Genomic DNA, 21,001 nt, shown 5'->3' with positions numbered 1-21,001 from the left:
TCCCTTACTTATCTAATTCAATTTCTTCCTCTACTACAGTTTCATTTACTGCTGTTTCTGTTTCTTCTACATTAAGGTCTAATGTATCTGTATCTTCAACAGGATCTAATAACCCAAGTTCTTCTGCTTCAGACTCACTTTTTATATCAATTTTCCATCCTGTTAACTTAGCTGCTAAACGTGCATTTTGGCCACGCTTTCCAATGGCTAAAGAGAGTTGATAATCAGGAACAATAACTTGAGTCATCTTGTCTTCTTCATTGACCTTTACCTGAACAACTTTTGAAGGACTAAGTGCGTTTGCAACGTATTCTATTGGATCCTCAGACCATCGAACAATATCAATCTTTTCACCTTTTAATTCATTAACGATCGTCTGAACGCGCTGCCCCTTTGGACCAACACATGCCCCTACTGGATCAACTTCAGGATTCTCCGCGTGTACAGCAATTTTTGAACGGTCTCCAGCTTCACGTGCAACCGATTTAATTTCAACCGTACCATCATAAATTTCAGGTACTTCTAGTTCAAATAGGCGCTTTAACAGTCCAGGGTGCGTACGCGAAATCATAATTTGAGGACCTTTAGTTGTTTTTTCAACTTTGGTAATAAATGCTTTAATTCTGTCATTATGACGATAGCTTTCATTTGGCATTTGTTCATTTACAGGTAAAATGGCTTCTACTTTACCCAGGTCTACATAGATAAAACGATTATCTTGTCGCTGAACGATTCCAGTAATAATATCTTCTTCACGATCGATAAAATCAGAATAGATTATTCCACGCTCAGCTTCGCGGACACGTTGAGTTACAACTTGTTTTGCTGTTTGTGCAGCAATACGTCCAAAGTTTTTCGGTGTTACTTCAATTTCGACTACATCATCAACCTCAAAATTAGGATTTAACTCTTTGGCTGCATCTTCAGAAATCTCTAACCTTGCGTCAAAGACTTCTTCAACAACTGTTTTTCTTGCAAAGACTCGAATGTCTCCTGTTTCACGGTTAATATCGACACGAACATTCTGTGCTTGATTAAAGTTACGCTTGTAACCTGAAATTAAAGCTGCTTCAATAGCTTCTAAAATAACTTCTTTGCTAATACCTTTTTCTTTTTCTAAAGTAGATAGTGCTTCCATAAAATCACTATTCATGGAATTCTTTCCCCCTTTCAATATAAAAACCTTAAAAAATAATGGCTAATCTTGCGCTTGCTACTTTTGTATAAGGAATCGTAAGTTCTTTTTTACGAGTTTTTATTTTAATTTCGATTTTTAAGTCTGAGCCATCAAAGTCCATTAACTTACCTTCAAAAGCTTTCTCGCCTTCAATCGGTTCATATGTAGTCACATGCACGTTCTTTCCAACAGCTTTATAAATATCCTTTTCCTTTTTTAAAGGTCTTTCTGCCCCTGGAGAGGAAACCTCAAGAAAATAAGCTTCCGTGATCGGGTCTAATTCATCGAGCTTCTCACTTAAACGCTCACTTACCGTTCCACAGTCTTCTATATCAACACCGTTTTCTGTATCTATAAAAACTCGTAAAAACCAGTTTTTCCCTTCCTTTTTGAACTCTATGTCGACTAACTCCAAACCTAACTCGTCTACTATAGGTGAAACTAATTCTTCTGTAATATCCGTAACCTTCTTGCTCATAGGCTCCTCCTTTATTACATATCCAGTTTTTCCAAATTACTATCCCTTTACTTTTAAGGAGGAATAAGAAAGAGTGGGTTTCCCCACTCTTCTCTCTTCCTATTCTAAGTATTGCCATAAAAACAATATCATAATCTTTCCTTAATTGCAACAGAAGGGCAATGTGACAAAGTTAGAATAGAGACAATTGGTTCGACTCTGGTAACCCTTTTAAACAACCGTGATCTAATAAATGTTCGATCACCGTTTTCGTTGATTTACTTCGCTGTTGTAAGTCCTCAATCGATAGAAACTCTCTTTCTTCTCGAGCCCGTACGATGTTTATTGCTGCGTTAGTACCAACACCACTTAAAGCATTAAATGGTGGTAAGAGGGTATCTCCATCAATGATAAATTCTGATGCACTTGAACGATATAGGTCGACTTTTTGGAATGAAAACCCTCGTTCACACATTTCAAGTGTTAATTCTAGAACAGTTAATAAACTTTTTTCTTTAGGTGCTGCATCTAAACCCTTCGCATTAATTTCTTCAATCTTTGCACGGATGCTTGTCGAGCCCTTGACCATAATGTCGAGATCAAAATCGTCAGCTCGAACTGTAAAATATGCAGCATAGTAAAGAAGTGGAAAATGCACTTTGAAATAAGCAATTCGTACAGCCATTAGAACATAGGCTGCAGCATGGGCTTTCGGGAACATATATTTTATTTTCAAGCAAGAACCAATATACCAATCAGGTACATTATTCTTTTTCATTTCTTCTATCCACTCTTCTTGAAGACCTTTACCTTTACGTACACTCTCCATAATTTTAAATGCTAATGAAGGTTCTAAACCAGCATATATTAAATAAACCATAATATCATCGCGGCAACCAATTACGTCTTTTAATTCACACGTACCACTATAAATTAATTCATTGGCATTATTTAACCATACGTCAGTTCCGTGAGACAGCCCTGAAATCTGAACAAGTTCTGAGAAGGTACTTGGTTTTGTTTCTTCAAGCATCTGTCTTACAAACCGAGTCCCAAATTCAGGAATACCAAGTGTGCCCGTTTTACACAGAATTTGTTCTTCGGTGACACCTAAAACTTCTGGACTTGAAAATATCTTCATTACTTCAGTGTCATCTGTCGGGATCGTTTTAGGATCGATTCCACTTAAATCTTGAAGCATTCTTATAACTGTCGGATCATCGTGTCCTAAAATATCTAACTTCAGCAAGTTATCGTGAATTGAATGGAAGTCGAAATGCGTCGTTTTCCACTCAGATGTTTTATCATCAGCGGGAAACTGGATTGGACAGAAGTCATGGATATTCATGTAATCAGGGACTACAATTATCCCTCCAGGATGCTGTCCCGTCGTTCTTTTCACACCTGTACATCCAGAAACAAGACGATCAATTTCAGCGGAGCGAATTTGTAAGTTATTATCATTTTGATATCCTTTAACATAACCATACGCTGTTTTTTCGGCTACAGTACCGATCGTCCCTGCACGGTATACATTTTCTTCACCGAACAATACCTTCGTATAATTATGAGCTCGAGGCTGATATTCACCTGAAAAGTTTAAATCGATATCAGGAACTTTATCCCCTTTAAATCCTAGGAATGTTTCAAAAGGAATATCTTGTCCGTCTTTTACATACTTCGTACCACATTCAGGGCAATCTTTATCTGGTAAGTCATACCCTGAACCTACAGATCCATCATTAAAAAAGTGCGAATGGTGGCAGTTCGGACATACGTAATGTGGAGGTAAAGGGTTGACCTCTGTAATCTCAGTCATCGTCGCAACTAATGAAGAACCTACAGATCCCCGCGAACCTACCAGATAACCATCAATTAACGACTTTTTAACCAATTTATGTGAAATTAAATAAATAACTGCAAATCCATGTCCTATGATACTTTTCAGTTCTTTTTCTAATCGCGCTTCAACTATTTCAGGTAATTCTTCCCCGTATATACTCTTGGCACGGTCATAACTCATTTGCCGGACTTCTTCATCAGCACCTTCAATATTCGGTGTATATAAGTCATCTGGGATCGGTTGAATCGTTTCAATACTGTCAGCTAAGTTATTAGGGTTGGTTACAACGACCTCTTTCGCTTGATCATCTTCTAAAAAAGAGAAACAATCTAACATTTCATTAGTCGTTCGAAAGTGCACGACAGGTATGGAATTTCGGTTTAATGGGTTTGCTCCACCTTGAGAACCAATTAATATCTTACGATATATCGCATCATTTTCATCCAGGTAGTGAGCGTTACCTGTTGCAACCACTGGTTTTCCTAATTTTTCACCTAATTTTACAATATTACGAATGACCAATTCGAGATGCGCCTCACTTTTAACGATCTCTCGCTCCAGTAATTGCGGAAAATTAGATGGCGGTTGGATTTCTAGATAATCATAAAATTTAGCAATTTCTTCGACTTCATCAGGTGACTTTTGCATCATAGCCTCAAATACTTCACCCATGTCACAACCAGATGCACCAATTAACAAGCCTTTACGGCGTTTTTGTAATTCTGATCTCGGAATACGTGGTGTCCGGAAAAAGTAATTGACGTGAGCGATCGAAACGAGCTCGTATAAGTTCTTTAAACCTTCTTGGGTTTGAGCGATAATCATACAATGAAACGGTCGTTGTCTATAAAATTCACCTTTACCCATGTTTTGATTTAATTGATCATGAGATTCTAAGCCCTTCTCATTCGCATCTTTTATCATTTTCCACATTAAAAACCCTGTTGCTTCAGCATCATAGATCGCTCTGTGGTGACTAACGAGTTCAATGTCAAACTTTTTACAAAGTGTGTTTAAACGGTGGTTTTTCATTCCTGGATATAGAAAACGAGCTAATTCAAGGGTATCAATAACTGGGTTTGTTGCATCCCCTAATCCAATTTTTCTATACCCTACATTTAAGAAGCCCATATCAAAGCTCGCATTGTGAGCTACAAGAATGGAATCTCCACAAAACGTATGGAAATCTCGGAGGACATCATCTATTTCTGGTGCCCCTTTAACCATGTCATCTGTTATTCCAGTTAAATCAATTATTATTTTGGTTAATGGTTCATGTGGATCAGCAAATGATTCAAATCGATCAATAATTTCACCATTTTTTATTTTAACAGCTGCTAATTCAATGATGGTGTTATAAACAGCAGATAATCCCGTTGTCTCAACATCAAAGACGACATACGTGTCTTCAAGTAACGGACGAGGTGCTTCATTATAGGCAATAGGTACTCCGTCATCAACTACGTTGGCTTCTAATCCATATAGAACTTTAATTCCATGTTTTTTACTTGCTGAGTAAGCTTCTGGAAATGATTGAACTATAGCGTGGTCTGTTATTGCTATCGCCTTATGCCCCCACTTAGCTGCTTGTTCTACATACCTTCCTGCATTTACCATTCCATCCATTTGGCTCATCGTCGTATGAACGTGCAATTCAACCCGTTTTTCATCTTCTGGTGCGGTATCCATTCGTTCAATCGGCTTTACTTGATTTATATCTTTTGCAATCATTACAAGATCCCGTACGAATGTATCGTTTTGCACCATTCCTTGGACTTTTAACCACATTCCTTTTTTAATTCCTTGGAGTAACGGTACATCTTCTTTATCTCTTGAAAAGATCTTAACGATAATGGAATCCGAGTAGTCCGTAATTTTAAAAGTAAGAAGAGTTCGACCTGAACGTAACTCTCGAAGATCAGTATCAAAAACATATCCTTGAATAGCAATTTTGCGTTCCTCATCGACGATTTCACTAATTGGTCTAGGATCATCTTTAATTTGGTACCCAAGAACGAGTGAAGATTGTGCAGTTCTTGTATCTGTTTCTTTTTCCATCTTTTTCTTTTCTATCATGGCTTCGATGACCTTAGAATGATCTTCTTTTGCACGTTGTTCCATAAACTTATTCATTTCTTCTACAGACTCTTTCACTTCTGCATCTAGTTGAAATGTTGGTAAACCTATCATTTGACAAGTCTCTTTAATTGGATCTACTAACTTTCGTAATAACGCTTCCTTTTCAGCTTCATTTCTAGCTTGGATGATTAATTGTCGGTTATTTACTTTAGGTGTTTGTTTCTCTAGTAATGGAATAAACCCATTAGATACTGATTTCAGTTGCCCAACAATCACTTTCCAATAATCTTCCACCATCGCTTCACTAAACTGGATGTTGTTGTATTGTATAGAAAACGAAACTTTTGCGATGTGTTGAAAGGACTGAGTCAGCCTTTCGGAAAATGCAGTGTATACATTAGCCGGTAAGACCGTATCTAACTGAAATTGAAAATGCCACGCTTTTCTGTCTTTATGAATGGTCAATTTCAGAATTTGTCCATCTTGAAAATATTGTTGAACAAGCTCTTCTGGTACTAACATTTGCTGAAGGAGTAACTGAAATCTTTCTTTTCGTGTTTGCTGGTCTTGGTTATTCATAAGACTCCTCCTTCTCCTCTATTTGTAAAAGGTAATGAGGCTAACTCAAATGAAAAGTGCTCTTACAACTCACAATCAATCATTGTAAGGGTTGTAGTCACTTATGAGTCAGCCTCTTCTAATTTCCCTGAAAATATTAGAGCTTATTAAAAACCTCTGCTAACTTATTATTAAGCTCGTCAACAGAAACTTCAAACATTTCCCCAGTTTTACGTAGTTTTACTTCAACGATTCCTTCTGCCGCTTTTTTACCTACACCAATTCGTATTGGTAAACCAATTAAATCGGCATCTTTGAATTTAACACCCGCTCGTTCAGGACGCTCATCATAAAGTACATCATAACGACTATTTCTTAATTGATCATATAGCTTGTCCGCTAAGCTTAACTGTGCTTCGTCTTTTATATTAATAGCAATGAGATGAATATCAAATGGGGCTACCGTTGTTGGCCACACTAGACCATTTTCATCATTACTTTGTTCCACTATCGCAGCTACAGTTCGAGATACACCAATTCCATAGCACCCCATAATCATCGATTGTGATTTTCCTTGGTCATCTAAGAAGCTAGCACCTAAAGCTTCACTATACTTCGTCCCTAATTTGAAGACATGACCTACTTCAATGCCTTCCGCAAACTTAATCGTCCCTCTTCCATCCGGCGAAGGGTCACCTTCTTGAATGATACGTAGATCCGCATAAGTAGACACCGCAAAATCTCGCTCAGGGTTTACATATTGAAAATGGTAGCCTAACTCATTGGCACCACAAATTCCATTGACTACATATTGAACAGCAACGTCAGCGACAACTTTCACATTTGAAGGTAATCCGATAGGGCCGATGTATCCTGTTTCACAGTTTAAAAATTGTTTTGCTTGTTCAGGTGTAGCAAGTTCAACAACGCCTTTATCAAAAAGATTTTTCACCTTAATTTCATTTACTTCATGGTCTCCACGTACAAGAACCACTACTGGTTCATCATTAACTATAAATAGCATAGCTTTAATTATGAGATCAGCAGGATGATTAAAAAAGCTTACAAGTTCTTCTATCGTTCTCACGTTAGGTGTTTCTACTTTCTTGAGTGTTTCTGCTGCTTCCGAACTTTTCGTATACTCGACATGAACTGGTGCTATTTCAATATTAGCTGCGAATTCAGATTGATCAGAGTATGCAATCGTATCTTCACCGACTTCTGTTAACACCATAAATTCATGTGTGTCTGTCCCACCAATCGCGCCACTGTCCGCTTCAACAGCCCGAAACTCAAGACCACACCGCTGGAAAATTCGGGTGTAAGCATTGTACATCTTTTCATAACTTACATCTAGGCCCTCTTTTGACGTATCAAATGAATAAGCATCCTTCATTAAAAATTCACGCGAACGTAAAACCCCAAATCGCGGCCTACGCTCATCACGGTATTTGGTTTGAATTTGGTATAGGTTTAAAGGTAATTTTTTATAAGATTTAACATCGTCACGAACTAAACTAGTAATGACTTCTTCATGAGTAGCCCCAAGTACAAAGTCACGGTCATGTCGATCTTTTAGACGCATAAGTTCTGGCCCATAGTCACCTAATCGACCTGACTCTTCCCATAATTCTGCAGGTTGAATAGCTGGCATTAAGACTTCGATCGCTCCTGAAGCGTCCATTTCTTCACGAATGATTTCTTCTACTTTCTTTAATACACGTTTTCCTAATGGTAAATAACTATATATTCCAGATGCCGTTTGGCGGATCATACCTGCTCGAAGCATAAGCTGGTGACTAGCAATCTCAGCATCAGCAGGTACATCGCGCATCGTTGGGATAAAATATGAACTTTGTTTCATTTGTTTTTCCCTTCCTATAAAAAGAATTTGTTAATATCGTTCCAAGTTACTACTAACATTAATAGCATTAATAAGGCAAACCCGATAAAATGAACTAACCCTTCCTTTTGTGGATCAATTGGTTTGCCGCGAACCGCTTCAACCCCAATAAACATAAGTCGGCCACCATCTAGAGCAGGAAGTGGTAGTAGATTAATTATACCAAGGTTTACACTTAAAATAGCCGCCCATTTCATAAGAACTAAAATACCCATTTCAGCGGCTTGACCTGTATAATTATAAATTCCTACTGGCCCCGCAAGCTGATCTAATGAAAACTGACCAGTTACTAACATTCCTAATGCCTCAAAGATCAACTTAGCAAAAACATAAGTTTCAGTTACTCCATATTTAATCGAACCTAATACAGTAAAGGTTGTTGATTGACCAACCCCTATGAAACCTTCAGGTTCTCCAGTTGGACCTTGTCTTTCTTGAGGTGTTACAACCGCTTCGAAGACTTGCCCATTACGTTCCACTTCGAAAACTAGATCTTGATTAGGATGTTTTTGAATAACTGATGTTAAGTCTTCCCACGTTTCGAGTGGTTGGCCGTTAATTGAAAGTATCCGATCATTCTCTACAAGTTCAGCTTCTGCTGCAGCTCCTTCAGGCGAAACCATACCAATTCTTGACTCGTCTACTGGCATTCCTGCTAATAGAGCAAATGCTGTCAAAATTAAAAATGCTAATACAAAGTTCATCATTGGACCAGCAAAAATAGCTAGTGCACGTTGGGGAATCGTCTTCGAACCAAATTGACGATCAAGAGGTGCAATTTGTGTAGGTTCCTCGTCATATATAATATTCGCTTTTTCATGTACTGGATATGAAACGAGTTCACCATCTTCATAAGCCTCAATGAATAAGTCTTTTTCTAAATCGACACGCTCAACAGTAACAATTTTTGCTTCTGGATGCTTCGATTTATTGTTTACAATGATTTCTGACACTTTATTTCTTCTGTTAAATACTAAGCCAATTTCATATCCCGGTTTAATTTGAATTAACTCAGGGTCTTCTCCAGCCATACGAACAAAGCCACCTAAGGGTAATAAACGTATAGTATAAAGAGTTTCATCTCTTCTAAACGAAAACAACTTAGGCCCAAACCCAATAGCAAATTCACGGCATAATATTCCTGCACGTTTTGCAAAATACAAGTGTCCCCATTCGTGGATAAACACCAGTAAACCGAAGATGATAATAATGGCAATTAAAGTATTCATGAACGTATCCCCACCTTTATGACATGAGTGAGTGAACAAACCTTCTAGTCTGTTGATCCACTTCAATAATAGTTTCTAACGAAGGTTTATTAACTAGTTGATGATTTTCCAATGCTTGTTCAATATAATCTTCAATTTGTAAAAACATAATCTTTTTTTCTAAGAAAGCTGCAACTGCAACTTCGTTAGCTGCATTTAACACGGTAGGCATGGTCCCGCCAGTACGTCCAGCTTCATAAGCAAACTTCAAGCAACGATAACGTTCGAAGTCAGGCTTATTAAAGTGTAACTTACCTACTTCCCATAAGTTTAACCGGTCTTGTTTCTTGAAATCAAGCCTGTCAGGGAAGCCCAACGCATATTGGATAGGTACTCTCATATCTGGAGTCCCTAATTGAGCAATCACGCTTCCATCGATATACTCAACCATAGAGTGAATTATACTTTCCTTATGTAAGAGAACTTCAATTTGATCATATGGCATATCGAAGAGCCAATGAGCTTCTATCACTTCAAGTCCTTTATTCATCATAGTAGCAGAGTCAATTGTAATCTTTGCACCCATGGACCAATTAGGGTGATTTAACGCGTCTTCTACCGTAACATTTGCTAATTCATCTCTGCGCTTATCTCTAAAACTTCCACCAGAAGCTGTTACAAGTAGCCTGCTTATATTCTTAATGTTCTCCCCTTGTAAACATTGAAAAATAGCAGAATGTTCACTATCAACTGGCAGGAGAGACACGCCGTATTCTTTTGCCTTTTGGGTAACAATATGTCCAGCTGTTACTAACGTTTCCTTATTTGCAATCGCTATCGTTTTCCTAGCTTCAATCGCAGCAAGAGTTGGACCTAAACCAACACTTCCAATGACTGCATTCACAAGTACATCGGCTTCTGGAATAGTGGCTACTTCTACAAGGCCTGCATCACCATAGCTTAGCTTTACACCACTTGGTACTTCATGTTTAATTTGTTCAAACGTTTCTTTTGTTAAAACGGATAAGAGTTTAGGTTTGAATTGGTGAACTAACTCTAACCCTAATTTCATATTTTTACCTATGGACATTGCAACAAGTTCAAAGCGGTCAGGGTGTTGATTTATAATATCCAACGTCTGTGTGCCAATCGAACCAGTAGCACCTAATAAGCTAATTTTTTTCAATGACTTTCACCCTTTACTACAAAACACATTTTAAATTAATTGTAACAGATGTAAAATCGGCATGACATATATAAGGCTGTCAAAACGATCTAATATCCCCCCATGACCAGGAAGTACATTACCTGAGTCCTTAACAGCGTAATGACGCTTTAAAGCAGATTCTACTAAATCTCCCATTTGACCAAAAATAGAAGCCACTAATATGACAAGTCCTAAGATAATATACGAGTCGAAGATCGGGAATATGAGTTGAAAGACAAAACCGACTACAAAAGCACATATTATCCCACCTATAGACCCTTCAATCGTTTTCTTTGGGCTAATATCTGGCCAAAGTTTCCTTTTTCCTAATTTCCGGCCGACAAAATATGCACCGGAATCGGTAGACCAAATAATGAACAATACAAAAAATACGAGTGCTAGTCCATTAACAGCATCCAATCGAGTCATAATTAAATAGTGAAATCCGAACCCTACATAAACAGATGATAGAATGATAAATCCAACTTCATCGAATGTATATTTATTTTTCGTAATAACTGTAGTCATTAGTAGTATCAAGATCATAAATACAAAAATTTCAACTTTTGTCACGTGGGAAAGGATTGTTAAATCCAGCCAATTTGTAGGTACGAGCAATACCCACATTAGAATTAAACTAACGAGGCCAATAAACGAGAAAGGAGGAATTTTTTTCATCTTTAATAATTCAACCATTGCAATAGAGGCTACCAGAATAATCGTAAATGTAAACAGCCAACCGCCTACAATCGTTATTGGAATAAAAAATGATGCAGCAATGACGGCTGTAATAATTCTTTGTTTCATAATCCTTCCTCCTTTCTATACGCCACCGTATCTACGACCTCTTTTTTGATAAACACGGATAGCCTCCTCGAAGTGCTCTTCTGTGAAATCTGGCCACAAAACATCAGTGAACCAAAACTCACTATAGGCAAGTTGCCAAAGCATAAAATTACTTAAACGTAGCTCACCGCTCGTACGAATTAGTAAATCTGGATCATTCAAATCATCCGTCATTAAGTGCTGTTCAAATTGATCCTCTGTTATTTCATCAGGAGAAAGCTTCCCGTCTTGAACTTGAGAGGCTAATACACGAATGGCTCTTAAAATCTCTACTCGGCTGCCATAATTAAGAGCAAAATTTAGTATGAGACCTGTATTTTCTTTCGTTTCTTCGATTGCAGTTTCTACCGCTCGAAGCGTATGAGATGGCAACTCATCAGGACAACCCATTAATCTTACTTTTACATTTTCTTTCTTCAACTTAGGTAGTTCCTTACTAAGATATAACTCAGGTAACTTCATTAAAAACTCAACCTCTGGTTTAGGCCTCTTCCAGTTTTCTGTAGAAAATGCATAGAGTGTTAAGACTTTTACACCTAACTTGTTCGCTCGACTAACGATCTTATTTACGACTTTCATTCCTTCACGATGACCAGCTACTCTAGGTAACCCTTTATTATTAGCCCATCTGCCATTACCATCCATAATGATGGCTACGTGACCTGGGATATTTTCTAAATCCATCTCAAGTGAGGGTCTATCCATTTCATTAGATGATCTCAACTTTTTAAATTTCTCAAGCATTTCTAGCCCTCCAAAACAACACCATCCATTTTTACCATATGGATGAGCTATAATACAAATTATGCGAAAATATATCATTTTCAATAAAACAGTGTAAAAAAACCCCCTGTATCAAGAGGGTCTATTTACATTATTCTATTGTACCGTGAAATCACTTATACTTCCATGATTTCTTTTTCTTTATTTGTAGCAATTTGATCGATATCTGCAATATGTTTATCAGTCAGCTTCTGAACATCTTCTGTAGAGCGACGAAGATCGTCTTCTGTCAGTTCACCGTCTTTTTGTAACTTTTTCAAATCATCATTAATATCGCGACGAATGTTACGAACTGCTACCTTTCCTTCTTCAGCATACTTCTTAACAAGTTTTACAAGGTCTTTACGACGCTCTTCAGTTAAGGCAGGAATCGTTAGACGGATTATTGTTCCGTCATTTGAAGGAGTTAGACCTAGGTCTGATTTTAAAATTGCTTTTTCAATTTCCCCAATAACTGTCTTATCGAACGGTTGAATAACTAGCATTCTTGCTTCGGGTACGGAAATTGTCGCTAATTGATTTAGCGGTGTTGGAGCACCATAATATTCTACTGTTACTTTTTCAAGTAAGCTCGGATTTGCACGTCCTGCACGTAACGTGGCTAACTCACGATTTAAAGCATCTAGCGCTTTTTTCATTCGACCTTGCGCGTCTTGCATAAGTTCTTTTGACATTTTAAGTCCCCCTAACAACTGTTCCAATTTGTTCACCTAAAACGGCACGTTTAATATTTCCTTCTTCCATAATCGAGAAGACTATAAGTGGAATATCATTATCCATACATAATGATGAAGCTGTAGAATCCATTACAGCCAATCCTTCTTTTAATAAATCTAGGTACGTAATAGATTGATATTTCTTCGCTGATGGATCAACTGCTGGATCCGCACTATAAACACCATCTACTTTATTCTTTGCCATAAGAATAACTTCTGCTTCAATTTCAGCAGCTCTTAAGGCAGCAGTAGTATCCGTCGAAAAGTATGGATTACCAGTTCCTGCTGCAAAAATAACAACACGCTTTTTCTCTAAGTGACGGATCGCTTTACGGCGAATGTAAGGCTCTGCCACTTGTCTCATTTCAATTGATGTTTGAACACGGGATTCCACCCCAATTGTTTCTAAACTATCTTGAAGAGCAAGAGAGTTCATGACTGTTGCTAACATCCCCATGTAGTCAGCAGTTGCACGATCCATACCTTTTGCACTACCTGCCATACCACGCCAAATATTTCCACCACCTACAACTACAGCTACTTCGACATCTAGTTCAACAATACCTTTCACTTGAGTTGCGATTGATTGAATGACTGCGGGGTCAATTCCATATCCTAAGTCTCCAGCCAATGCTTCGCCACTTAGCTTTAGGACTACCCGATTATATTTGCTCATGTTTACCTCCATTAGCTACAAATACGTCCACATTCGGGCTACAATGCCCTTTTTTTTGAAAAATAGGGAACACAGTGTGCTCCCTATCCTAGTTAATTGCTTATTTCTTCACTTGAGACATTACTTCTTCTGCGAAGTTGTCTTCACGTTTTTCCATACCTTCGCCCACTTCATAGCGAATGAATGTTTGAACAGAAGCACCTTTGTTAGCTACATATTTACCAACTTTATGGTCACTATCTTTAACAAACGGCTGATCAAGTAAACATACATCTTCAAAATATTTACTTAAACGGCCTTCTACCATTTTCTCAACGATGTTCTCAGGTTTACCTTCGTTTAAAGCTTGTTGTTTTAATACTTCACGCTCACGATTTACTTCTTCAGCTGGAACTTCATCACGAGAAACGTAAACTGGTTTAATTGCAGCGATGTGCATAGCAACATCTTTCGCCAAATCTTCATCAGTTGTACCATCAAGAACCGTCAGAACTCCGATGCGTCCTCCCATATGTAAATAAGAACCAAACACTGCAGAATCTGCCTTTTCTACGATTTCAAAACGACGAAGAGAGATCTTCTCTCCAATTTTAGCGATTTGACTGTTAATGTATGTCTCAACAGTTTCACCGTGCATTGGTTTTGCTAACGCTTCTTCAACACTTGCAGGATTATCAGCTAAGATTTGTTTTGCCAGCTCAGCAACTAAGTTTTTAAAGTTATCATTTTTAGCAACAAAGTCAGTCTCGGAGTTAATTTCAACGATCACAGCTTTGTTTCCTTCTGTTGCTACGTATGCTAAACCTTCTGCAGCGATACGATCAGCTTTTTTAGCAGCTTTAGCGATACCTTTTTCACGAAGGTAGTCGATTGCTTTTTCCATATCCCCATCAGTTTCTACTAATGCTTTTTTGCAGTCCATCATACCTGCACCTGTTTTTTCACGTAATTCTTTTACCATGCTAGCAGTAATTGCCATCATCAATTCCTCCTTATGGTTGTATGTAATATTTTGCATATATAGTTATTGTCCAAAAAATAAAACAGTATTGTTGTCATCCTTTTTGAACGGTCAATACTTTATATGCATGTCCATTTTCATGAAAAGTAACCCTATAAAAGACTACTTTTCTTTTAAAAAAGGTGATAAAGGGCAAACCCCTTTACCACCCTTTGAAGAGCAAATGAAATTAAACAGTTTCTTCTACTTCTTCTTGCTCAGCACTTTCATTAGCAGCAGCTGAAGTAGCTTCGATAATCGCATCAGCCATCTTACCAGTAAGAAGTTTTACGGCACGAATTGCATCATCGTTACCTGGGATAACATAATCAATCTCATCTGGATCACAGTTTGTATCTACAATAGCAACAATTGGGATGTTTAATTTATGAGCTTCAGCAATTGCAATACGCTCTTTACGTGGGTCGATAATGAATAGTGCATCTGGAACACCTTTCATATCTTTAATTCCACCTAAGAACTTTTCTAAACGGTCCATTTCCTTCTTAAGAAGAATAACTTCTTTCTTTGGAAGAACATCAAACGTTCCATCTTCTTGCATTCTTTCTAACTCTTTTAAACGTCCAACACGTTTTTGGATTGTAGAAAAGTTTGTTAATGTTCCACCTAACCAACGTTGGTTGATGAAGTACATTCCACAACGCTCAGCTTCTTCTTTAACAGAATCTTGAGCTTGTTTCTTTGTACCAACAAATAAAACTTTTCCGCCGTCTGCTGCTAGGTCTCTTACGAAATTGTAAGCTTCCTCAACCTTTTTAACAGTCTTTTGTAAATCGATGATGTAAATTCCGTTACGTTCTGTGAAGATGTAGCGAGACATTTTTGGGTTCCAACGACGAGTTTGGTGACCGAAGTGTACCCCTGCCTCTAGTAATTGTTTCATTGAAATTACTGCCACATCAAACACCTCCTTCAATGGTTTTTGTTTTCCTCCGCAATCCTCATCTTTAAGTAAGACTGAAAAAGCTTTCAGCACCCTCACTTAAATTAGAATGCGTGTGTGATTAACACCGTGGATTAATATACCACAACGACCATGCAATAGCAAGTAGCAAAGAAAATTTATTGATAAAATTTTATCATTAATTCAACTTCACCTTTTCCAAGGTGAAGTTTTTTTGCTATTTCTTCTGCAGAGTAGCCTTGTTTAGACAAAGAAAGGACTTTAGCTATGTTAGATTGTTCATACATTTCCGAGTCTTCAGACTCTAACGCTGGAGGTTTATAGTCTTCATATTCTGTTTGTTCTTTTGGAGCAGAAGGTAGTTTAATTTCATCTTGTGTTCCCGTTGACACAATCACTTCAGGTTCTTTCACTAGATTTTCATCACGCTTTATGCTTGAAGGTCTTGAGCTTTCTTGCTTATATTTAACTAATTGTTCTAGTAGTTGTTCGTTTTCTTCTTTCATTTCAGATGTATAAGCAATGAGTAGGTCTTCTATTTCCCGCTTTAGCTTCTCTTCATCAACTGCAGGTGTTTGTTGATTATTAATTTTTTGTAGTAAAGTAACAATCCATAGAAAAGTAAGCAAATGTAATACGAGACTAGTAGTTACTAAAAATTGAATCATATTGTACTCCCTTAGCCTGAGTAGTCTATAAAATTCCCTTTGTATGGGTGCTGTATGTCATTATCCTGTTGTTTGCTGTGTTTCTTTTTATTATTTCGATCATGCTGTTGTTTTTCTTTTTTGTTTTCTTTGTCAGGTTCTAGCTTACTAGCATCTGTTGAATCAGATTTATTGACCTGCTTCCTTTTTTGCTCTTCTTCTTTTTTATGTGCTGTTGCAATGATATCTTGTCCAACTTGGCCACGTTGCTGCAATTGTTCTTGAATTTTCCCTGCCGTTTGTGAACGCGGAAACGAGCCTTGCATTTCAATTGGTCTTAAACTCATCTAATATCAACTCCACCAATTACCATTTTCCTTCATTATAAAGGAACGATCTGTATTTCACTATCCATAATAAATACTTTCACATTTTGGTGAGTTGCAGTAATTTTCCGACGATATTTACCGAAAGTTAATGTCACATTAGGCAGAAGAGATCGTTCAACCTTAACAACGCCAGTCTGACCCTGCTCCAATTCCTCGTTTAATTCAGCCAGCTCTTCTTCAGCTGTTACTTTTCTTTCTTCTGTTTGCAGAAGTGTATTTCTTACTCTTAACTTCATAATCCTCTCATTAGCTTGCAGGACCTGTCCTTGCTTTTCTTTTAATTCAAATACAAGTAATAACTTATTAAGCTTTTCTAACTCCTCTGTGGCTAGTTTGAGTATTTTTTTATTTTTCTCAATATCTTCTAAAACTTGCTGGTGAACTCCAATAAACAGCTCTGTCTGAGTGTGCATCGAATTACCAATCTCTTTTGCATATATTTCTTTTCCAGCAGATAACTGCCCCCCGACGAGGTTACCCTTTCCTTTATTACAGTAAATGCTGCCGTTAACCGTACATTTACTATGCAATATAGATTGATTGACATGCAAATCGCCATCAGCTTCAACATTACCTTGATTAATAAAGATCGTGTGTATGTCCTTTTGGGCTTTTATAAAACCTTTTCCTTGGCCGACAATCCCTGCTGCAACAAATATCGATCCTTCAGAAATGATAGTTGCCGCTTCAACAGTTCCTTGAATTCGAATATCTCCTTTAGCTTTTACCACAAATCCAGCTGGTACATTGCCACGAATGGTAACATTTCCAATAAAGTCAATATTTCCAGTTTTCATGTCAAGATCACCATGTACCTCATAGATAGGGTAAACATGAATGGTTTTCTTATCGATACACTGCTGGCCGTCTACTTGGGCAATTAACGATAATTTATCATCAGATACGGCAGTATTTTTTCCAGGACGTAATATAAAATCTCTACCAGGTTTTGCAGGTATTTCTTCTCCGAATACATTAATACCCGATTTCCCCGCTGTTGCTTCGACCTTTCTCCCTACTGTCTGCCCTTGACTAACCGAAGGTATCGTAATGACTTTCTTTAAATCCACTTGACCTTCTGCATTTTGATCTTGTTCAGAGTCGAATTGAACGGCCTGTAAGAAAGCGTTACGCCCATTAATTGGATATTCGCCTTCAGCAATAACAATGGGTGATGTAATAGGTTCTGCATTATCTATAACGATTTTAAGGTTATTTTCATTAATTCCTGAAACCACTCCATGTTCTTTTACCCAAGACCTCAATTGTTCCATTGTTAGTTGAACGTCATCCTCGAGTTTTTGATTTTGTATGAGGGTAGCATTCATTTTATCTTTACTGATTATGATTTCAAAGATCTCGTCTAAAGGTGTCATAGTATTTAAATCACCACTTTCGAATTGCATGAATTAGCTTATCGCCTTTTTTAAAACTTGCTGCAGTCGAAATAGAGCCTTTGAGTGGATTTGAGAAATACGTGATGTAGAAAGGTCTAAAACTTGTCCTATTTCGGTTAATGTTAGTTCTTCAAAGTAGAACAAACTAATAACAAGCTGTTCTTTTTCATTCAAATTTTTAATGACTCGAGCCAACTCTTTTTTTGTAGCATCTGCCAATACAGATTGCTCTGGTGTTAAGGCACGTTTATCTTCAATCGTTGATTTGTACGTTTCATCACGATCTGAATCATTTGTTTTTTCGTCAATCGAAAGCATGTTTGCATAAAAACTTTCAGACATAATATAAGTTACTTCTTCTTCAGAAGTCCCCATTTCATTTGCTACCTCATTAGCATTCACATAACGTCCTAACTTTTGTTCTAACTTTTGAATTGTTGACTCAACTTTTTTCGATTTTTCCCTTAAAGACCGGGGTAACCAATCTTCTTTTCGTAATCCGTCAATAATAGCCCCCCTTATTCTAAAAGAAGCATATGTATCAAACTTTAAGTCCCGCTGAGAATCAAACTTCTCAAGAGCATCATATAAGCCCATCATTCCATGACTGATTAAATCATCCTTATTTACATTGCGTGGGAGCCCTGATGCAACTCGACTTACATGATATCGAACGAGTGGCATATATAAACGAATTAACGAATCAGCTGCTTCATTATCTCTTGTCCCAATCCACTTATCCCATAATTGTTGTTCCTCACATAATGATGTTTCAGGCATGATTATACCTCCTTATCATCGAGAAGTTCACGTACATAGTTACTGTGGCTCTAAAGCTAGTAGTTATAATTAAATTATTCCCTAATGACCCTAAAAAAACGATAATAAAAACAGCAATGCTGAGGTATAGATTAATTAACCAACTACTAAAAAGCATTATATCTCTTTAACTCCTCGACTTACTGTTCGTATGTGCAGTTTTTTTGTAGTTGGATTAAACTCAATTGTGCGCCCGCTACTTCCACCTACATCTTCAGCAACAATAGGTATTCTAAGTTCTTGGAGTTTTCCTTTAACTGCATCTACATTTCTTGGACCTATCCTCATCATTTCATTTGTACTTGAGAAATTAAACATTTGAGCTCCACCCGCAATTTTTGCTTTTAATCCGTGGATTCTTGCCCCTGCACTTTTCATCTGCTGTATAAGTTCAATAATTGCAGTGTCCGCATATTTTGCCACATTTAATGTTCCTGATCTTCCAAGTTTCGAATCTGGAAGCATCACATGTGCCATACCCGATACATTTGAATAATCGTCATAGAGTACAACTCCTACACATGAGCCTAATCCTGAAGTTCTAATCGTGCGTGGTGCTTTAACGATATTCAAATCAGCCATTCCCACTTTCACTACATCATTCATCCATCTCTACTCCTAAAGACTTGAAGATTTTTTCGAAAGCATTAGGATCAGGGAGTAAAAAGAAATGACCACTCGATTGGGAAAATTCATTATCCATCTCTTGTACTTCAGTATCAATTACAATTGCATAGTCACTGACTTGAGACAATTCAATTAATCCAAAACTCAATATTGCTCCTGCTAAATCTATACTTATTGCAGGTACAGACGGCTGTAAATTTAATTTTGTAAAATCGGAAAGGGCAGACAAATAAGATCCTGCTAGTATGTTGCCTAATTCTTGCAATGCCGATAATCCCAACTCTTCAAATGGAGGTTCAGATAATTGAAAAGTAGAGTTACCTATCAAGCGTTGAATAAGTTGCTCGGCTTCTGCCACCGGAATTAGAAGAAACATACTTCCTGGAGCATCTCCTTCAAGTCTAAGAAAGATAGCAGCGACAACGTTGTCTTCGCCACCGACCAAATCTGCTATTTCTTGAAATGAAACCACTCGCACAGATGGTACCTTCATATCAATACTTTTATTTAACAAGGTAGAAAGAGCCGTTGCTGCATTTCCGGCCCCGATATTACCTATTTCTCTTAAAACATCTAAGTGATACGGCTTAATACGCTCAATATAATCCATACGATTACCTCTCCCTAGAAATCATTATATCTATCTAGCCCGTTAAACCAACTCCACGATGCGTTGGCCAATATTCTGAAGGTGCACAATTTCATCTACATGATTGGTTTTAATAGCTGAACGTGGCATTCCATAGACAATACAAGAATCTTCTGATTCAGCAATTGAGTAGGAGTCAGCATGTTTTTTTAGTTTCACTAACCCTTCTGAACCATCTGCCCCCATCCCAGTCATGATGACCGAAAGAATGCTATAGTTCGGTATGTCAGCTAATGACTCATACATCACATCAACAGATGGCCGATGGCCTTTTCGAGGAGGCAATTGATTTAACTGTACGACCAATGCGGTCCCTGCTTTTTTAACCGTTAAGTGGAAGCCCCCTGGCGCTACATAAGCGACTCCATTTTTGATGATTTCCCCATCTTCTGCTTCTTTGACTTCTATATGACATAATGTGTTTAGTCGGTTAGCTAATGACTTTGTAAATCCTGGTGGCATATGCTGCACAATTAAAATAGGTGCATCAATTGAAGCTGGAATTTTTGTCAGTACATGTTGTAATGCTTTTGGTCCTCCTGTAGATGTGCCAATTGCAATTAATTTTTTCTGGCTGTTTTTATCAAACCGACAATGATCATGCTTTCTTACATCTACTCGGTTACCGCTCAGTTTTTCGGTATTCTTAATAAAATTTGTAACATGAGATTGAGATGCTAAAATAACCTTATTAATAATTTCAGCTTTAATTTTGTGTAAGTCTAATGAAATTGACCCTGATGTCTTTGCAATAAAGTCTACAGCACCGTATTCCATTGCCAAAACTGTATTTTCCGCACCTTCTAATGTAGTACTACTTACCATAACAACGGGTATTGGACTCTCCTTCATAATCCTCTTTAGTGTTCCTAACCCGTCCAATATTGGCATTTCAACATCAAGAGTAATAACATCAGGCTTAATGGTTGTTAATTTATCTAATGCATCTTGACCGTTTCTTGCCGTTCCAATTACTTCAATTCTCTCATCTTGTTGAAGAAGATCACTGATGACTTTTCTCATAAAGGCAGAATCATCGACGACTAATACGGTAATCTTATCTTTCAAAATAACCCCCCTCACTTCAAACCTTCC

Annotated in this window: 19 protein-coding genes; all 19 read right to left on the bottom strand. The window is 37.6% G+C overall.

From position 1 onward, the window contains the following. Positions 1–4 precede the first annotated feature (4 nt). The 19 genes from nusA to ACNSTQ_RS05090 all read right to left on the bottom strand — a co-directional run bounded on the left by nusA (position 5) and on the right by ACNSTQ_RS05090 (position 20,974). Positions 5–1,153 (bottom strand): transcription termination factor NusA, encoded by a 1,149-nt coding sequence (gene nusA / locus ACNSTQ_RS05180; protein ID WP_418198774.1) that lies wholly within the window; start codon positions 1,151–1,153, stop codon positions 5–7. A 31-nt stretch (positions 1,154–1,184) separates the two neighbouring features. Continuing rightward, the gene (gene rimP, locus ACNSTQ_RS05175; RefSeq protein ID WP_418198773.1) at positions 1,185–1,655 is read right to left on the bottom strand and encodes a ribosome maturation factor RimP; all 471 of its coding nucleotides are present in this window, start codon (positions 1,653–1,655) and stop codon (positions 1,185–1,187) included. Between the two features lie 172 nt (positions 1,656–1,827). Further along, positions 1,828–6,135 (bottom strand): PolC-type DNA polymerase III, encoded by a 4,308-nt coding sequence (locus ACNSTQ_RS05170; RefSeq protein WP_418198772.1) that lies wholly within the window; start codon positions 6,133–6,135, stop codon positions 1,828–1,830. A 136-nt stretch (positions 6,136–6,271) separates the two neighbouring features. After that, complete coding sequence (locus ACNSTQ_RS05165; protein ID WP_418198771.1) at positions 6,272–7,978, bottom strand: proline--tRNA ligase; 1,707 nt, start codon at positions 7,976–7,978, stop codon at positions 6,272–6,274. Between the two features lie 14 nt (positions 7,979–7,992). Next, complete coding sequence (gene rseP / locus ACNSTQ_RS05160; RefSeq protein ID WP_418198770.1) at positions 7,993–9,246, bottom strand: RIP metalloprotease RseP; 1,254 nt, start codon at positions 9,244–9,246, stop codon at positions 7,993–7,995. Between the two features lie 16 nt (positions 9,247–9,262). Then, positions 9,263–10,411, bottom strand: coding sequence for a 1-deoxy-D-xylulose-5-phosphate reductoisomerase (locus tag ACNSTQ_RS05155; protein ID WP_418198769.1), 1,149 nt, complete (start codon positions 10,409–10,411; stop codon positions 9,263–9,265). A gap of 30 nt (positions 10,412–10,441) precedes the next feature. Further along, a complete protein-coding gene (locus tag ACNSTQ_RS05150; RefSeq protein ID WP_418198768.1) occupies positions 10,442–11,239 on the bottom strand; it encodes a phosphatidate cytidylyltransferase in 798 nt (265 codons plus the stop codon). A gap of 15 nt (positions 11,240–11,254) precedes the next feature. Further along, positions 11,255–12,022 carry an isoprenyl transferase gene (locus tag ACNSTQ_RS05145; protein WP_418198767.1) on the bottom strand — a complete coding sequence of 256 codons (768 nt, stop codon included), beginning with the start codon at positions 12,020–12,022 and terminating at the stop codon, positions 11,255–11,257. Positions 12,023–12,177: 155 nt separating this feature from the next. Next, positions 12,178–12,735: a ribosome recycling factor gene (gene frr, locus ACNSTQ_RS05140; protein ID WP_418198766.1), complete on the bottom strand. Its 558-nt coding sequence runs from the start codon at positions 12,733–12,735 to the stop codon at positions 12,178–12,180. Between the two features lies 1 nt (position 12,736). Further along, complete coding sequence (gene pyrH / locus ACNSTQ_RS05135) at positions 12,737–13,453, bottom strand: UMP kinase (RefSeq protein ID WP_418198765.1); 717 nt, start codon at positions 13,451–13,453, stop codon at positions 12,737–12,739. Positions 13,454–13,553: 100 nt separating this feature from the next. Continuing rightward, the gene (gene tsf / locus ACNSTQ_RS05130) at positions 13,554–14,432 is read right to left on the bottom strand and encodes a translation elongation factor Ts (RefSeq protein ID WP_418198851.1); all 879 of its coding nucleotides are present in this window, start codon (positions 14,430–14,432) and stop codon (positions 13,554–13,556) included. Between the two features lie 211 nt (positions 14,433–14,643). Continuing rightward, positions 14,644–15,372, bottom strand: a complete 729-nt coding sequence (rpsB, locus tag ACNSTQ_RS05125) for a 30S ribosomal protein S2 (protein ID WP_418198764.1) — start codon at positions 15,370–15,372, stop codon at positions 14,644–14,646. 164 nt (positions 15,373–15,536) lie between these two features. Then, positions 15,537–16,046 carry a DUF29 family protein gene (locus ACNSTQ_RS05120; RefSeq protein ID WP_418198763.1) on the bottom strand — a complete coding sequence of 170 codons (510 nt, stop codon included), beginning with the start codon at positions 16,044–16,046 and terminating at the stop codon, positions 15,537–15,539. Between the two features lie 11 nt (positions 16,047–16,057). Continuing rightward, positions 16,058–16,372, bottom strand: a complete 315-nt coding sequence (locus tag ACNSTQ_RS05115) for a hypothetical protein (RefSeq protein WP_418198762.1) — start codon at positions 16,370–16,372, stop codon at positions 16,058–16,060. Between the two features lie 35 nt (positions 16,373–16,407). Beyond that, positions 16,408–17,820 carry a DUF342 domain-containing protein gene (locus tag ACNSTQ_RS05110; RefSeq protein ID WP_418198761.1) on the bottom strand — a complete coding sequence of 471 codons (1,413 nt, stop codon included), beginning with the start codon at positions 17,818–17,820 and terminating at the stop codon, positions 16,408–16,410. Positions 17,821–17,823: 3 nt separating this feature from the next. Continuing rightward, on the bottom strand, positions 17,824–18,591 hold the full coding sequence (locus ACNSTQ_RS05105; protein ID WP_418198760.1) for a FliA/WhiG family RNA polymerase sigma factor: 768 nt from the start codon (positions 18,589–18,591) through the stop codon (positions 17,824–17,826). A gap of 156 nt (positions 18,592–18,747) precedes the next feature. Further along, positions 18,748–19,236, bottom strand: a complete 489-nt coding sequence (locus ACNSTQ_RS05100; RefSeq protein ID WP_418198759.1) for a chemotaxis protein CheD — start codon at positions 19,234–19,236, stop codon at positions 18,748–18,750. Beyond that, on the bottom strand, positions 19,229–19,867 hold the full coding sequence (locus ACNSTQ_RS05095) for a chemotaxis protein CheC (protein WP_418198758.1): 639 nt from the start codon (positions 19,865–19,867) through the stop codon (positions 19,229–19,231). The genes ACNSTQ_RS05100 and ACNSTQ_RS05095 overlap by 8 nt, the downstream gene beginning before the upstream one ends. Before the next feature lie 42 nt (positions 19,868–19,909). Next, positions 19,910–20,974 carry a protein-glutamate methylesterase/protein-glutamine glutaminase gene (locus ACNSTQ_RS05090; protein WP_418198757.1) on the bottom strand — a complete coding sequence of 355 codons (1,065 nt, stop codon included), beginning with the start codon at positions 20,972–20,974 and terminating at the stop codon, positions 19,910–19,912. Between the last annotated feature and the right edge of the window lie 27 nt (positions 20,975–21,001).

It is taken from the genome of Alkalihalobacterium sp. APHAB7, assembly GCF_048323755.1.
Classification (GTDB): domain Bacteria; phylum Bacillota; class Bacilli; order Bacillales; family Bacillaceae_F; genus Alkalihalobacterium.
The sequence above is the reverse complement of the archived record's forward strand: the minus strand, read 5'-3'. Positions and strand labels throughout refer to the sequence as shown.

Bases quoted from the DNA above. Each gene is read 5' to 3' on its own strand.
- ACNSTQ_RS05170 (WP_418198772.1), bottom strand. From the start codon at position 6,135: ATGAATAACCAAGACCAGCAAACACGAAAAGAAAGATTTCAGTTACTC.
- ACNSTQ_RS05165 (WP_418198771.1), bottom strand. From the start codon at position 7,978: ATGAAACAAAGTTCATATTTTATCCCAACGATGCGCGATGTACCTGCT.
- nusA (WP_418198774.1), bottom strand. From the start codon at position 1,153: ATGAATAGTGATTTTATGGAAGCACTATCTACTTTAGAAAAAGAAAAA.
- ACNSTQ_RS05110 (WP_418198761.1), bottom strand. From the start codon at position 17,820: ATGCAATTCGAAAGTGGTGATTTAAATACTATGACACCTTTAGACGAG.
- tsf (WP_418198851.1), bottom strand. From the start codon at position 14,432: ATGGCAATTACTGCTAGCATGGTAAAAGAATTACGTGAAAAAACAGGT.
- ACNSTQ_RS05105 (WP_418198760.1), bottom strand. From the start codon at position 18,591: ATGCCTGAAACATCATTATGTGAGGAACAACAATTATGGGATAAGTGG.
- rseP (WP_418198770.1), bottom strand. From the start codon at position 9,246: ATGAATACTTTAATTGCCATTATTATCATCTTCGGTTTACTGGTGTTT.
- pyrH (WP_418198765.1), bottom strand. From the start codon at position 13,453: ATGAGCAAATATAATCGGGTAGTCCTAAAGCTAAGTGGCGAAGCATTG.
- ACNSTQ_RS05100 (WP_418198759.1), bottom strand. From the start codon at position 19,236: ATGAATGATGTAGTGAAAGTGGGAATGGCTGATTTGAATATCGTTAAA.
- ACNSTQ_RS05120 (WP_418198763.1), bottom strand. From the start codon at position 16,046: ATGATTCAATTTTTAGTAACTACTAGTCTCGTATTACATTTGCTTACT.
- rimP (WP_418198773.1), bottom strand. From the start codon at position 1,655: ATGAGCAAGAAGGTTACGGATATTACAGAAGAATTAGTTTCACCTATA.
- ACNSTQ_RS05115 (WP_418198762.1), bottom strand. From the start codon at position 16,372: ATGAGTTTAAGACCAATTGAAATGCAAGGCTCGTTTCCGCGTTCACAA.
- ACNSTQ_RS05150 (WP_418198768.1), bottom strand. From the start codon at position 11,239: ATGAAACAAAGAATTATTACAGCCGTCATTGCTGCATCATTTTTTATT.
- ACNSTQ_RS05145 (WP_418198767.1), bottom strand. From the start codon at position 12,022: ATGCTTGAGAAATTTAAAAAGTTGAGATCATCTAATGAAATGGATAGA.
- ACNSTQ_RS05095 (WP_418198758.1), bottom strand. From the start codon at position 19,867: ATGGATTATATTGAGCGTATTAAGCCGTATCACTTAGATGTTTTAAGA.
- frr (WP_418198766.1), bottom strand. From the start codon at position 12,735: ATGTCAAAAGAACTTATGCAAGACGCGCAAGGTCGAATGAAAAAAGCG.